Annotated in this window: 12 protein-coding genes; 3 read left to right on the plus strand and 9 right to left on the minus strand. The window is 67.5% G+C overall.

Going from position 1 to position 13,900, the window contains the following annotated elements; translation table 11 throughout:
* Positions 1-11: 11 nt before the first annotated feature.
* From AAC691_RS13440 to AAC691_RS13470, 7 genes are all read right to left on the minus strand, one after another.
* Positions 12-977 (minus strand): GlxA family transcriptional regulator, encoded by a 966-nt coding sequence (locus tag AAC691_RS13440; protein ID WP_342627267.1) that lies wholly within the window; start codon positions 975-977, stop codon positions 12-14.
* A gap of 3 nt (positions 978-980) precedes the next feature.
* Positions 981-2,063, minus strand: a complete 1,083-nt coding sequence (locus tag AAC691_RS13445; protein ID WP_342627268.1) for a hybrid-cluster NAD(P)-dependent oxidoreductase — start codon at positions 2,061-2,063, stop codon at positions 981-983.
* Positions 2,064-2,085: 22 nt separating this feature from the next.
* Complete coding sequence (locus tag AAC691_RS13450; RefSeq protein ID WP_176640190.1) at positions 2,086-3,342, minus strand: SRPBCC family protein; 1,257 nt, start codon at positions 3,340-3,342, stop codon at positions 2,086-2,088.
* 134 nt (positions 3,343-3,476) lie between these two features.
* The gene (locus AAC691_RS13455) at positions 3,477-4,019 is read right to left on the minus strand and encodes a sarcosine oxidase subunit gamma family protein (protein WP_342627269.1); all 543 of its coding nucleotides are present in this window, start codon (positions 4,017-4,019) and stop codon (positions 3,477-3,479) included.
* A complete protein-coding gene (locus tag AAC691_RS13460; RefSeq protein WP_342627270.1) occupies positions 4,012-7,020 on the minus strand; it encodes a sarcosine oxidase subunit alpha family protein in 3,009 nt (1,002 codons plus the stop codon). Before AAC691_RS13460 ends, AAC691_RS13455 begins: the two co-directional genes overlap by 8 nt.
* Positions 7,017-7,304: a sarcosine oxidase subunit delta gene (locus tag AAC691_RS13465; protein WP_342627271.1), complete on the minus strand. Its 288-nt coding sequence runs from the start codon at positions 7,302-7,304 to the stop codon at positions 7,017-7,019. Before AAC691_RS13465 ends, AAC691_RS13460 begins: the two co-directional genes overlap by 4 nt.
* A 24-nt stretch (positions 7,305-7,328) precedes the next feature.
* Positions 7,329-8,582, minus strand: coding sequence for a sarcosine oxidase subunit beta family protein (locus tag AAC691_RS13470; protein ID WP_342627272.1), 1,254 nt, complete (start codon positions 8,580-8,582; stop codon positions 7,329-7,331).
* 220 nt (positions 8,583-8,802) lie between these two features.
* Between AAC691_RS13470 and frmR the strand changes: the two genes are divergently transcribed.
* From frmR to fghA, 3 genes are read left to right on the plus strand one after another with little or no spacing between them, the layout of a single operon-like run.
* A complete protein-coding gene (gene frmR / locus AAC691_RS13475) occupies positions 8,803-9,075 on the plus strand; it encodes a formaldehyde-responsive transcriptional repressor FrmR (RefSeq protein WP_342627273.1) in 273 nt (90 codons plus the stop codon).
* Positions 9,076-9,134: 59 nt separating this feature from the next.
* Positions 9,135-10,244 (plus strand): S-(hydroxymethyl)glutathione dehydrogenase/class III alcohol dehydrogenase, encoded by a 1,110-nt coding sequence (locus AAC691_RS13480; RefSeq protein WP_342627274.1) that lies wholly within the window; start codon positions 9,135-9,137, stop codon positions 10,242-10,244.
* 53 nt (positions 10,245-10,297) lie between these two features.
* A complete protein-coding gene (gene fghA / locus AAC691_RS13485; RefSeq protein ID WP_342627275.1) occupies positions 10,298-11,143 on the plus strand; it encodes an S-formylglutathione hydrolase in 846 nt (281 codons plus the stop codon).
* A 40-nt stretch (positions 11,144-11,183) separates the two neighbouring features.
* Here the strand turns inward: fghA and AAC691_RS13490 are convergent, their stop codons facing one another.
* Both AAC691_RS13490 and AAC691_RS13495 read right to left on the minus strand, forming a co-directional pair.
* Positions 11,184-12,737, minus strand: coding sequence for a hydantoinase/oxoprolinase family protein (locus AAC691_RS13490; RefSeq protein ID WP_342627276.1), 1,554 nt, complete (start codon positions 12,735-12,737; stop codon positions 11,184-11,186).
* Complete coding sequence (locus AAC691_RS13495) at positions 12,734-13,834, minus strand: DUF917 domain-containing protein (RefSeq protein WP_342627277.1); 1,101 nt, start codon at positions 13,832-13,834, stop codon at positions 12,734-12,736. Before AAC691_RS13495 ends, AAC691_RS13490 begins: the two co-directional genes overlap by 4 nt.
* Between the last annotated feature and the right edge of the window lie 66 nt (positions 13,835-13,900).

Consider the following 13,900-nt stretch of genomic DNA (forward strand, 5'->3'; position numbering starts at 1 on the left):
TTGGCGTTCCTTTAACGTGCCTGCCGCTGGCGTTCCTGGCGCGGGGCGTAGCCGAACCGGTTGCGGAAGGCGGTCGAAAAATGGGTCAGGGACATGAAGCCGCAGGCGATGCCGACATCGGTGACGGACATGCCGGTCTGGCGCAGCAGGCGCCGCGCGCGTTCCAGCCGCGTTGCGGCCAGGTAGGCGGCGGGCGTCGCGCCGGTATGCGTCCGGAACAGCCGTTCCAACTGGCGTTCCGAGAGACCGGCGGCGTCGGCGATTTCGCCCACGCTCAGTTTCTGGTCGATGCGGCTTTCCATCAATTGCACCGCGCGGCCCAGTGACGGCGGCAGGGGATCCAGCGCGGCGAGGGGCTGGATCTCGCTGCCCGCCCGATCGCGTTCCAGCAGGAACTGAGTCGCGATTTCCCGTGCGCGCGCCGGGCCGACACGGGCGGCGACGATCCGCAGCATCATGTCCAGCGGCACCGCGCCGCCGGTGCAGGTGATGCGGTCGCGATCGATCACGAACATCTCGTCCACGATATCGATCTCGGGGAATTCCTCGCGGATCGCGCCCAGATTTTCCCAATGGATCGCACAGCGATAGCCGCGCAGCAGCCCGGCATCGGCCAGGGCGAAGGTACCGGTACACAATGCCCCGACCACGATCCGCTGCCGCGCCAGCCGGCGCAGCGCCACCCGCAATTCCTGGCTGGTGGCGGCACGGACGTCGATCCCGCCGCAGACGAACAGCACGTCCATTCCATCGGCATCACCCAGGGCCTCGGTCGGATGCAGCGACAGCCCGTTGCTGGCGGCGATCGGCGACCCGTCCAGGCTCAGCACCCGCCATGTGTACTCGTCCCGCTCGGCCACCCGATTGGCCATGCGCAGCGCCTCGATCGCGTTGCTGACGGCGATCAGCGAATAATTCCTCAGCGTCAGGAACCCGAAGCGGCGCAGGCTGGCGAGGTCGGCGGCGCGCGGAGCCATCGTCTAACGCTCGATCACGAGGTCGCTGGTGGGCCGGGCGCAGCAGATCAGGATCATGCCCTGATCGATCTCGCGCTGGCGGATGCCGCCATCGTGTTTCATTTCCACCGTGCCCGACACCAGCCTGCATTTGCAGGTTCCGCACATGCCTTTGGCGCAGGATGCCGGCAGGCGCATCCCCGCCGCCCGCGCGGCGGCGAGGACCGGCGTGTCGGTTCCACATTCGATCTCGCGCCGGCTACGCGTGAAACTGACCTTGTGACGTGCCGCGTCCAGTGCCTCAATCTTCGCGGGGATTTCGGGATCCTGCGTCGCCAGCGTGCCGAAATCGAAACTTTCCTCGTGGAAACGGGCCATGTCCAGGCCGGCCTGCTCGGCCAGGGCGCGCGCCGACGCGCGGTAGCCGTCCGGTCCGCAGACGAAGAGGCGGCGTTCGCGCAGGTCCGGCACCTCGCGCGCCAGCAATGCCGCGTCGAGCCGGCCCATCGCGCCCGGCCAGCGATTCTGCGGCGTGTCGCGCTCGCAGATCGAGCGTACGCGCAGGGACGGCGCCTGTTCGGCCATCCAGGCCAGTTCGCGCGCGAAGATCAGGTCTTCGGGCGAGCGGGCGGAATGAAGGAAGACCGCGTCCGCATCGAAGCGCGTGTCGACCAGGTGCCGCGCCATCGACATGACCGGCGTGATCCCGCTGCCTGCTGAAAGGAAAAGATATTTCTCCGGCGCGGCGTCATGGGACAGGTCGAGCGTGAAATCGCCCGTCGGGCCGAGCGCCGCGATTTCCATGCCCGGGCGCAGATGGTCGTGCAGCCAGTTCGAGACCGGGCCGCCGGGAACGCGCTTGACCGTGATCGCCAGCGAATCCGGGCGGCTCGGCGAGGAGGACAGCGTATAGCAGCGATGGATTTCCACGCCGTCGATCGTGACGGTGAACGTCATGAACTGACCGGGCCGGTAGCGGAACCGCCTGGGCTGGGCCGCCGTCAGGACGAAGGTCGCGACGTCATGGGTCTGCCGCCGCACGGCGCGGCAGACCAGCACGTCGTCGCTTTCGGGATCCCAGAAGGGGGGCAGGTCGATGTCGGTCATCCGTGTCCCGGCCTTTCGCCCGTCAACCCAGGTGCGCCTTGAGGCGCGCGAGGTACCATTCCATGAATTTCTCCACGAGTCCTTCGGTATGCGGCGAATAGGGCCCGGGGACATAGGCCGGATCGGCCACCCCGCGCTGCGTCATCTCCACCAGGTCGGCGTCCTGCCGGTTGGTGGCGTTCCAGACGCTGGTCAGGTTTTCCAGATCGTAATCCCGGCCCTCGACCGCGTCCTTGTGGACCAGCCACTTGGTGCGTACCAGCGTGCGCCCTTCGTCAAGCGGGATCACCGAGAAGGTCACGACATGGTCGCCCATGAAATGATGCCACGCATTGGGCTGGGTCCAGAAATGCAGGCCGCCCGCCGCCTTGTCGCGGAGCGTGCCCAGCGGCACGCGGCAGGCCGCCATCGTGTCCATCGTCTGGCTTTCGCCCGAGCCGTCGAGCGGCAGGCGTTCGGTGCGGAAGCCGGTGGGGCGGTCGTCCAGATGCTCGATCAGGCGCGAGGGCAGGCCCGCTGCCTCCCACCGGTCATGGGACGTCCGGCGCAGCGTCTCGTAGCGTTCGGCCTGCGCCAGGTCCTCGGCGCTCAGTTCCTCGGGCGCGAAGCCGAAGCCGTAGGCGAAGAGCGGAATCGTCAGTTCCGGGTGGTTGGGCATGCAATGGTAGCACTCGCGATTATTCTCCAGCACGAGCTTCCAGTTGCCGTATTCGATCAGGTCCGCCGTATGGGCGACGCGCGTGTTCTTCAGGTCGTGCGGCGCGAGATAGGGTTCCATCTGGCGCACGACGTCGTCGATGTCGTCCGGCGGGTCGTCGGAGAGGCAGACGAACAGCAGCCCCGCCATCGAACGCAGCGCGACGGGACGCAGGCCCAGGCATGCGCGGTCGAACCCGTCGCCCATGTGCTCGGCGAATTTCAGCGCGCCGTCCAGCCCGTAGGTCCAGGCATGATAGGGACAGACCAGGTTGCCGACGAGGGCCGGCCCCGGCGGCAGCAGGCGCGCGCCGCGATGGCGGCAGACATTGTGGAAGGCCCGGACCTGCGCGTCGTCGCCACGCACGATGATGACCGAGGATTTGCCGATATCGACGGCCAGGGCGTCTCCGGGTTCGGGCACCTCGCATTCCACGGCGACGTAGAGCCAGTGACGATTGAAGATCGCGTCCATGTCCGCCGCGAAGATTTCGGGCGACGTGTAGAACGCGCTCTCCAGCGCATGGCGCGGCCGGCGGCGGGCGACCAGGTCGCGGATGGCGGCGATGTCGTAGTTCGTCATGGCACAACGGTCTCCGATGGAGGGAGAGGCTTTTTCATGGAGCAGGGGCGGCCCGTTCGACCGTGCCGGGTCCGACGGTGACGTTACGAAATCGAGACGCTATGCCACTTGCCAATTCGCGCCATGAATTTCTTCTATATCGCCAGACTCGCAAATGTTACGCCGCGCGCCACCTCGCGGATCGCGTCCTCGGCATACAGACCGAAGGACCGCCAGACTTCGAGATGAAAGCAGTCCGGCGCCGTCCGCCAGAACACGGCGTCGGCCTTTTCGAGCGGCGCGCGCGTGGCCATTCCCACGGGGAAGACGCGTTCCATGAAGTCCAGCGGGCAGAGTCCGGAGAGAATGCGCGCCGCCCACGGCCCCCGCAGCGTCAGCGTCACGTTGCGGTCGGACACGCCGACCAGGCTGTGCGGAATCGGCCCCAGCGCCTCCTGGAGCGCCGCCGGATCGTCCGCGCCCGGCAGGAGGAGCAGCTCGAACGGGCCCAGCCGCAAGGCCGTCCCGCCCGTTCCGGTGGCGGCGCGCAGCATCGCGGGCACGTCCTTGAGCCCCAGCGCCCTGGCGGCCGCCTGCAGCGCGGGCGCGCGGCCCTGCAGCACGTAACGCGGCGATCGCGGTTCGCGAACCAGCACCGTATCGGGGGCGATCGTCGCCTCTGCCATGGACCTAGCCATTCACGCGCACTCCCTCGGGATCGTAGAAGACAGGATTGACGATGCTTGCCTTGATCGCGGCCCCGTCGATGGCGGGCGCATACAATGTCTCGCCCAGGCGGTCGCGCCCGCCTTTGACCATGGCGATGGCGATCGACCGGCCCAGCGCCGGGCTGTAATAGGAGGACGTGACGTGCCCGTCCGCCGAGACCGGGGCCGGGGTGCCCGGCGTGCGGACGAGCTGCATGCCTTCCTCCAGCACCGTCTGCGGATCGTCGGTCAGCAGGCCGACCATCTGCGGCCGGTCCGGCGCGTTGAGGGCCGGCAGGGCCAGGGCGCGCTTGCCGATGAAATCGGGCTTGGCCTTGCTGACCGCCCAGCCGCAGCCGACATCGCCGGGAGTCATGGTGCCGTCGGTTTCCTGGCCCACGATCAGGTAGCCCTTCTCGGCGCGCAGCACGTGCATGGCCTCGGTGCCGTACGGGGTCAGGCCGTGCGGCCGGCCCGCCTGCCAGATCCGGTCCCATACCGCGCGCATCCGCCCCGAGGGGACGTTGATCTCGAAGCCGACCTCGCCGGTGAAGCTGACGCGGAACAGCCGCATCGGCACGCCGCCGATCGTGCCTTCCTTGAGCGCCATATGGGGCAGCGCCTCGGCCGAGATGTCCATGCCGTCGACCAGCGGCGCCAGGATCGCGCGTGCCTTCGGCCCCTGGAGGGCGATGACGCCCCATTCCTCGGTGATCGAGGTCAGCCAGACATCGAGGTCGGGCCATTCGGTCTGGAGATAGTCCTCCATCATGTTCAGCACGCCCGCCGCGCCGCCGGTGGTGGTGGTGACATGGAACCGGTCGGCGGCGATGCGCCCGACCACGCCGTCGTCATAGACGAAGCCGCTGTCGCGGCAGACCAGGCCGTAGCGGCATTTGCCGACGCCGAGCTTGGTCCAGGCATTGATGTAGAAGCGGTTCATGAACTCGGCGGCATCGGGGCCGACGACCTCGATCTTGCCCAGGGTCGAGGCATCGAAGACCCCAGCCGCCGTGCGGACCGCGCTGCATTCGCGCGCCACCGCCGCATGCATGTCCTCGCCGCCGCGCGGGAAATACCGGGCGCGGCGCCACAGCCCGACATCCTCGAACACCGCGCCCTGGTCCCGTGCCCAGCCGTCGGCCGGCGCCAGGCGCAGCGGGTCGAACTGGTCGCCCCGCGCATGGCCGGCGAAGGCGCCGAAGGTGACCGGCGTATAAGGCGGGCGGAAGGTGGTCAGCCCCACCCGCTGCGGCGCGCGCCCCAGCGCCTGCGAGGCGATGCCCAGCGCGTTGACGTTCGAACTCTTGCCCTGGTCGGTCGCCATGCCGGTGGTGGTGTAGCGCTTGATATGCTCGATGGACTGGAAGCCCTCGCGCACCGCCAGCTTCACGTCCTTGGCGGTGACGTCGTTCTGGAAATCGACGAAGGCCAGCGCCAGGCTGCCCAGGCCGCGGCGCGGCAGCGCGCCGGCGAACCCGCCGGTTCCCGGTGCGTCGGCCTCGGTCACAAAGAGAACCGAGGCGTCCGCATCGCCGCCGCCGGCCGCCCTGGCCGCCGCGAGACCCGCCGCCGCGCCGTCATCCAGCACGTCCTGCAGGGCGAAGAGGCCCCGGCACGCCCCGGCGGACCGGAGGCGCTCGATGGACTGGTCCGGCACGTAGACGCCCAGCGCCTCGTCGAAGCGCATCGTGCCGCGCGCCTGGCTGTGGATGTGCAGGCTGGGGGTGAAGCCGCCCGCCATCAGCACGCAGTCGCAGGCGACATTCCGCCCCTTGCCGACACTGCCGTTGGCGGCGACCGGCGCCAGTTCGACGCCGCGGACCCGCAGGCGGCCGTTCGCCTTCTGGATGGTGGTGGACGGCAGGACGGGGATGCCCCGGGCCTTCGCCTCGGCCACCACCGGCGCGTCGGGATCGGCCCGCAGATCGGCGATCGCGGCGATTGCCACCCCGGCAGCGGCCAGTTCGATGGCCACGCGATAGGCGGAATCGTCGGCGGTCACGATCACCGCGCGCCGGCCGGGGATCACGCCGTAGCGGTTGAGATAGGTGCGCGCCGCGGTGGCCAGCAGGATGCCGGGCCGGTCATTGCCCTCGAACACCAGCGGCCGTTCCAGCGCGCCCGCCGTGACCACCACTTCGGCGGCGCGCACCTGCCAGATGCGCTCACGCGGCATGTCGGCCGGCGGCGTTGCCAGATGCTCGGTCAGGCGCTGGTTGAGCGCCACCATGTTGTGCGGGCCGTAATTGAAGGCCGTGCAGCGGGTCATCACCTGCACGTTGGGCAATGCCTGCAGTTCGGTGACGATCTTTTCCACCCAGGCGGCGGCCGACAGCCCGTCGATCCGGCTATGGGCGTCGGACAGCAATGTGCCGCCCAGTTCCGCCGTCTCGTCGCACAGGATGACGCGCACGCCCGTCCGGCCCGCCGCCAATGCCGCCGCCAGGCCCGCCGGGCCGCCGCCGATCACCAGTACCTCGCAATGGGCGTAGTGCAGCGCGTAATGATCGGGGTCCGGCGCGGTCGCGACCTTGCCCAGCCCTGCGGCACGGCGGATGACGGGTTCGTAGACCTTGTCCCAGAAACCGCGCGGCCACATGAAGGTCTTGTAGTAGAACCCGGCGGGAAAGAGCGGCGCCAGCAGGGTGTTGATCGCCCCCACGTCGAAATTCAGGCGGGGCCCACGGTTCTGGCTGACGGTGACGAGACCCTTGTGGATCTCGACCTGAGTGGCGCGCAGATTGGGCGTGTGCCGCGCGCCCTCGCCCACGCCGATCAGCGCGTTCGGCTCGTCGGAGCCGGCCGAGATCGGGCCGCGCGGGCGATGATACTTGAACGACCGCCCCATGAGGTGCCGGCCCTGCGCCAGCAGGGCGGAGGCGACGGTATCGCCCTCATAGCCCCGGACGGTCCGGCCGTCGAAACGGAAGGAGACCGGACGCGCGGGATTGACGCGCCCGCGCCCGGATACGCGGAACGCGCCGCTCATGCCGCTTCTCCCTGTTTGGCGTCGGGACGGGCGGCGCCCATCTCGTAGGTTTCCAGGATCCGGTCCGTCCGCGTGTCGCGCAGCGCGTTGAAGAAACGGCCGCAGCCATGGGCGTGGCGCCAGCGTTCGGCCAGCACGCCCTTGGTGTTGTCGCGCAGATACAGGAAGGCGGCCCATTCCTCTTCACTCACCTCGGGGCCGGGGCGGGCGATGTGCGCCTCGCCGCCATAGGCGAACTCGATCTCGGCGCGCGGGCCGCAATAGGGACATGCGATCAGCAGCATGATCTTTCTCCGTCTCGCGGTGCGTCAGTGCGCGACCGCCGCCGCGGCGGCTTCGTCGATGAGGGTGCCCTCGCGGAAACGTTCGAGGGTGAAGGGCGCGTTGATCGGATGCGGCTCGTCGCGCGCGATCGTCCAGGCGAACAGGTTGGCCGCCCCCGGCGTCGCCTTGAAGCCGCCCGTGCCCCAGCCGCAATTGACGTACAGGCCCGGCACCGAGGTCTTTGCCGTGATCGGCGAGCGGTCGGGGGTGTTGTCGGTAATCCCGCCCCATGAGCGCAGCATGCGCAGGCGGCGGAAATCCGGCACCAGTTCGCAGATCGCCTCCAGCGTATGGGCCGGAATGTGCAGGCCGCCGCGCTGGGTGTACGAGACATAGGAATCGGTGCCGGCGCCGATCACCATCTCGCCCTTGTCGGACTGGCTGATATAGGCGTGGATGGTGTTGGACATCACCACGCAGGGAAAGGCCGGCTTCACCGGCTCGGACACCAGCGCCTGCAGGGGGTTGATCTGCAGCGGCAGACGGATGCCCGCCATGGCCATGACGACGGAACTGTGCCCCGCCGCCGACACGCCGATTTTTTTCGCCCGGATCGGCCCGCGCGTGGTCTGCACGCCCGTCACCCGGCCCGAGGCGTCGCGGTCGATGCCCGTGACCTCGCAATTCTCGATGATGTCCACGCCGAGATCGCTCGCCGCGCGGGCATAGCCCCAGGCCACCGCGTCATGCCGGGCGGTGCCGGCGCGGCGCTGGAGCGCGCCGCCCAGGACGGGATAGCGGATATTCGGCGAGATATTCAGCGGCGGACAGAATACCTTGACCTGCTCGGGCGTCAGCCATTCATTGTCGATGCCGTTCAGCCGGTTGGCGTGGACATGCCGCTTGAACACCTGCACGTCGTGGACGTTGTGCGCGATCATCAGGCAGCCGCGCTGGCTGAACATGACATTGTAGTTCAGTTCGTCCGAGAGATTCTCCCATAGTTTCAGCGCGTGCTCGTAATAGGAGGAACTCTGTTCGAACAGGTAGTTCGAGCGGATGATGGTGGTGTTGCGCGCGGTATTGCCGCCCGCCAGCCATCCGCGCTCGACCACCGCGATGTTGCGCAATCCGTGCTGCCTGGCCAGGTAATAGGCGGCACCCAGCCCATGGCCGCCGCCGCCGACGATGATGATGTCATAGCTCGGCTTCGGCGCCACCGAACGCCATTGGGGCTGCCAGCCGAGATGACGGCCGAGCGCCTGCCGGGCCAAGGAAAACGCGGAAAATTTCTGCATGACGACCTGTGTCAACCTCCGCACCGACGCGCGAAACCGGTATGGATCATGGAGGGCGATCGGGGCGAAATCTTTCACAAAAAAGACACCCCACTTGCATGTTTGCGACACGCCCGGCGATCCCATGCGTACCTCGGGCCGCAGGGCGATTCCAGGGTGGCCGCTTGCATCCGCGACGGCATGTCAATATACTGCCCCCCAGTATGAGGGCGAGGATGCCGTGCCGCATAGTCCGGAAGACAAGAAGCGCGCCCTGACCCGCGTCCGCCGCGTGCGTGGCCAACTGGACGCGCTGGAGCAGGCGCTGGCGGAGGGAGCGGCGTGCGGCCCGGTCCTGCAGCAACTCGCCGCCGTTCGCGGCGCGATCAACGGACTGATGGCGACCGTCCTGGAAAGTCACCTGCGCGAGGAATTTCTTCATGCGAAGGACAGGGACGCGGGCCGGGAACCGATCGACGAGACGATTGCCATCATTCGGTCCTATCTGCGTTGATTGCGGATGCTTTGCCGAAGGTTCATGCAATTTTCAATTCAGCTTCGAGGAATGAAGAAATGAAATCACGTGCTGCCGTCGCCTTCGAGGCTGGCAAGCCTCTGCAGATCGTCGAGATCGACGTCGCGCCGCCGCGAGCCGGCGAGGTACTGGTAAAGATTACCCACACGGGTGTCTGTCACACGGACGCGTTCACATTGTCGGGCGACGATCCCGAAGGCATTTTTCCCGCCGTTCTCGGTCATGAGGGTGCCGGCGTCGTGGTCGCGGTCGGCGAAGGCGTCACGAGCGTCACGCCTGGCGACCACGTGATCCCTCTCTATACCGCCGAATGCGGGGAGTGCCTGTTCTGCAAGTCCGGCAAGACCAATCTCTGCACCGCGGTCCGCGCGACGCAGGGCAAGGGGCTGATGCCGGACGGGACCACGCGCTTTTCCTATCAGGGGCAGCCTGTCTATCATTATATGGGGTGCTCGACCTTCAGCGAATATACCGTCGTCGCCGAGGTCTCGCTGGCCAAGATCAATCCGCATGCCAATCCGGGACATGTCTGCCTGCTCGGCTGCGGTGTGACCACGGGCATCGGCGCGGTTCATAATACCGCCAGGGTCCAGCCGGGCGATTCGGTTGCGGTGTTCGGCCTGGGCGGCATTGGCCTTGCCGTTATCCAGGGCGCGCGCCAGGCCAAGGCCGGACGGATTTTCGCCATCGATACCAACCCGGCGAAATTCGCGCTGGCCGGCACGTTCGGGGCGACGGATTTCATCAATCCCAAGGATCACGACAAGCCCATCCAGCAGGTCCTGATCGAGATGACCGGCTGGGGCGTGGATCATACCTTCGAGTGCATCGGCAACGTCCAGGTCATGCGGGCCGCGCTGGAGGCGGCGCATCGTGGCTGGGGGCAGTCGATCATCATCGGCGTCGCGGGCGCGGGCCAGGAAATTTCCACCCGGCCGTTCCAGCTTGTGACAGGCCGCACGTGGAAAGGTTCGGCCTTCGGCGGCGTCAAGGGCCGCACGCAGCTTCCCGGAATGGTGGAGGATGCCATGAAGGGCGAGATCGACCTGGCGCCGTTCGTAACCCATACCATGGGGCTTGAGGACATCAACCGCGCCTTCGACCTGATGCACGAGGGCAAGTCGATCCGGTCGGTCATTCATTACTGAACCGAACCACGACCCCGGTCCATTCCTGCCGTCCCTGTCGAGAGGAACATAAAGTGGAACGAATCGAACGCCATGCCTGTTTTGGCGGATGGCAGGATGTCTATCAGCACGCGTCCGAGACGCTGGGCTGCACCATGAAGGTCGGCGTCTATCTTCCGCCTCAGGCGCAGTTCGGCGACGTGCCGGTGCTGTACTGGCTCTCGGGACTGACCTGCACCGAGCAGAATTTTATCACCAAGGCCGGGGCCCAGCGTTATGCCGCCGAGCACGGCGTCATTCTTGTGGCCCCCGATACGAGCCCGCGTGGTGAAACCGTCGCGAACGATCCCGCGTATGATCTCGGGCAAGGTGCGGGCTTCTATGTCAATGCGACGCAGGATCCGTGGTCCGCGCATTATCGCATGTATGACTACATCGTCGATGAACTCCCGCGCCTGATCGCGGCGAATTTCCCGGCAACGGGCGCCCGGAGCATCTTCGGTCACTCGATGGGCGGCTTCGGCGCCATCATGATCGCATTGCGCAATCCCGGACGCTTCCGAAGCGTATCGGCGTTTTCCCCGATCGTCGCGATCACCCGGGTTCCGTGGGGACAAAAGGCGTTACGCGCCTATCTCGGCGAGGATCCCGCGGCGTGGAAAGCCTGTGACCCGCTTGAGCTTCTGAAATCCGCGACGGAACGTCTTCCGATTCTTGTCGATCAGGGACTCGGAGATGAATTTATCGCGTCACAATTGAAGCCGGACATTCTGCAGGCTGCGTGCGCGGAGGCCGGTCATCCGCTGATGCTCAATCTCCGTCCGCATTACGACCATAGCTATTACTTCATTTCGAGCTTCATCGGCGACCATATCCTGCATCACGCGACCGCGCTGAAACTGGAGAGGTCTCCATCCTGAGGGCCATTTCACCATAGGGTGGACCGCCTTTCCAGGTGGGTCAGGTCGCCGCCGGGGGGTGGGAGATGTCGCCGACGACCCGGACCCTGACCCGGCGGGCGTCGCCGGGAATGTACGTCAGGGGAATATCCTCGATTTCCACCGTCTCGAGCGTCGCGGGGGCGGCGCCGTCGGCCACGGCCTGGTCCCGGGCCATGGTCAGGGCGGTGTCGATCGCGGTGTCGCGCGTGACGCCGGTGAAGATGCGGTCGACCTCGCCGGAGATCTGGGCGATGGCCGCGCCGACCGCGTTGGCCACGGCATGGTGGGGCACGCGCACGATCTGATGCACGCCATCGATCCGGTCGGGCACGAGAAAGGCGCCGCCGCCGACGGCCACCAGGGTGACGTCGCCGGCCTCGCTCTTCGTACGGTCGATCGCTTCGGCCAGCATGGCGGCCATGCGGGCCTGTGCGCGATGCAGCAGGCCGGGAGAGAGGTCCGCGACGCGGGTCGCGTCACCCAGGGACACCCGGCCCGCCGCGACCGCGACGTCCGTGGCGCTGAGGGTCGTGCCGCCGAAGATGCGGCCCTCTTGCAGCAGGCGGAAGCCCAGGCTTTGCGGACCGATCGCGGTGCCGTCATCGCTGACGATCGAGCCGCCGCCCAGGCCGATCGACAGGAGTTCGGGCATGCGGAAGAGGGTGCGGACGCCGCCGATCTCGACGGCCGCATTCGCCTCACGCGGGAAGCCGGCCCGCAGGGTACCGAAATCAGACGTGGTTCCGCCGACATCGACCACCATCGCATCGGCCATGCCGGACAGGAAGGCGGCGCCACGCATCGAGTTGGTCGGGCCGGAGGCAAAGCAGTAGACCGGAACGGCGTACACGCCGGCGGCGTGCGCGACCGTGCCGTCATTGCGGGTCAGGAACAGGGGGGCGGCGATGCCGCTGGCGCGCAGCGCCGCGATGAACGCATCGATCGTCCGGCGCGCGAGCGGTTGCAGCGTGGCGTTCAGCAGCGCGACATTTTCCCGCTCGAGCAGGCCGATCCGGCCAAGCCGGTGGGACAGCGTGACCGAAACATCGGGGATTTCCTCGGCCAGAATCCGTTCCGCCTCCAGCTCGTCATCCGCCACCAGGGGGGAGAAAACGGCGCTGACGGCGATGTGGCGCAGCCCGGCCGACGCCATGTCGCGGGCGGCGCGGCGGATGGCGTCGCGGTCCAGTGCGACGATACGCCTGCCGTCATATTCATGGCCGCCCTCGACCATGTGCACCTGGCCGCGCACCAGCGGGACGAGATCATCGGGCCAATCGGAAAAGGGCGGAAGAGAGGCGCTGGCCGGCAGGCCGATGCGCAGGGCGCCCACCGGGCAGAGTTCGCGCCGCTGGACCACGGCATTGACGAAATGGGTGGTCCCGATCATGACCGCGTCGATCGCATCGTCCGTCGTGGCGCCGGGCTGTTCGAGCAGCCGGGCCAGCGCGGTTTGGATGCCGCCGGCGATGTCGGGCGTGGTGCCGGTTTTGACGGCGGCGCGCACGCCCCCCGACCCGATCAGGACCGCATCGGTGTTGGTACCACCGACATCGATGCCGATACGGCTCATTGGACTGTTCCTTTCGCGCTTTCGTCGCTGAACAGGCTGACATGGTCGAAATCGTGGCCGAAGGCGCGCGGCCCCACATTCTCGATCCCCCGGGGCGTGCGCATGATCGGCGCGCAGGGAAGGGCAAGGACGGAAATGCGCTGTCCGTAGCGCAGGCTTTCGGTGCCGATGGCGTCGCCCGAGACGCTGTCGAGCAGGCAGATGAGGTCCGGAGTGCTGGCCAGCACCGCGCCGTCCCGCCATGCCGCGGAATATTCGTTGCGAAAGGCGACGTCGAGGCGCGATCCGCGATCGGCGTCCAGGCCGGCCAGCCTGACGCGACCCTTGAGGAAACCGCCGGAGGTTTCGCGCTCGACGTCCGTGATCCGGCCGCGGAACAGCATCTTGCCGCCCGCCGTGTCGAGCGCCGCGGCAACGGGGTCGTCGTGCCGGGCACGAGCATCGCGCACCGCGCGGCCGAGGGCGATGGCGCGGGTCGTGGTGTGGTGAATGCCGAATTGCTTGACCTCGCGCCCGGTACGCGGCGCCTTGCACGTGGCCGCGATCGAGCCCATCTGCACGCAGATGCTGCGGGTGATCCGTTCGACCCAGGGCCAGCTTGCGGCGCGGGTGACGAGCGCATCGTTGTCGCGGATGTCGGAGACGGCGCAGGGAAACATCTGCAATCCGGCGATGGCGAAGCTGGTCATCTGGGCTTCGGGGTAGGCGCGGCCCATGGAGTCCGCATCCACCACGGGCAGGCCGGACATCGCGGCCACCATCAAGGGCTGGAAGGCATTGCCGCCGCCGATTTCCAGCGCCATGACCGCGCGGAAACGCCTGCCGAGATATGCCTCCATCATCCGAACGGGCTTGAGCGCGAAGTCGGGGCTGGACAGTCGTTCCTGGCCGATCAGGGGGGCGCCCATGTTCGAGACCACGGCCACCAGGTCGTCATCGGCCAGTTCGTCGGGCGACATCAGGCTGACGCTGGCGCCTTCGGCATACAGCCTGCGCATGTTGAGCCAGGAGAGATAGGGCGAACCGCCGCCGCCGGTGCCCAGAATCCACGCTCCGACGGCCAGCGGCTCGAGATCGTCCTTGCCTATGGCGTGCATCGTCGTTTCTCCGGCATTCTCTTCAGGTTTATGGGGGTGGCGGGGCGATCGTCCCGCCGCGTGTCG

The organism is Nguyenibacter vanlangensis, assembly GCF_038719015.1.
GTDB classification, from domain to species: domain Bacteria; phylum Pseudomonadota; class Alphaproteobacteria; order Acetobacterales; family Acetobacteraceae; genus Gluconacetobacter; species Gluconacetobacter vanlangensis.

Excerpts from the sequence above, each read along its gene's own strand:
- AAC691_RS13440 (WP_342627267.1), bottom strand. The coding sequence starts at position 977 with ATGGCTCCGCGCGCCGCCGACCTCGCCAGCCTGCGCCGCTTCGGGTTC.
- AAC691_RS13445 (WP_342627268.1), bottom strand. The coding sequence starts at position 2,063 with ATGACCGACATCGACCTGCCCCCCTTCTGGGATCCCGAAAGCGACGAC.
- AAC691_RS13450 (WP_176640190.1), bottom strand. The coding sequence starts at position 3,342 with ATGACGAACTACGACATCGCCGCCATCCGCGACCTGGTCGCCCGCCGC.
- AAC691_RS13455 (WP_342627269.1), bottom strand. The coding sequence starts at position 4,019 with ATGGCTAGGTCCATGGCAGAGGCGACGATCGCCCCCGATACGGTGCTG.
- AAC691_RS13460 (WP_342627270.1), bottom strand. The coding sequence starts at position 7,020 with ATGAGCGGCGCGTTCCGCGTATCCGGGCGCGGGCGCGTCAATCCCGCG.
- AAC691_RS13465 (WP_342627271.1), bottom strand. The coding sequence starts at position 7,304 with ATGCTGCTGATCGCATGTCCCTATTGCGGCCCGCGCGCCGAGATCGAG.
- AAC691_RS13470 (WP_342627272.1), bottom strand. The coding sequence starts at position 8,582 with ATGCAGAAATTTTCCGCGTTTTCCTTGGCCCGGCAGGCGCTCGGCCGT.
- AAC691_RS13480 (WP_342627274.1), top strand. The coding sequence starts at position 9,135 with ATGAAATCACGTGCTGCCGTCGCCTTCGAGGCTGGCAAGCCTCTGCAG.
- AAC691_RS13490 (WP_342627276.1), bottom strand. The coding sequence starts at position 12,737 with ATGAGCCGTATCGGCATCGATGTCGGTGGTACCAACACCGATGCGGTC.
- AAC691_RS13495 (WP_342627277.1), bottom strand. The coding sequence starts at position 13,834 with ATGCACGCCATAGGCAAGGACGATCTCGAGCCGCTGGCCGTCGGAGCG.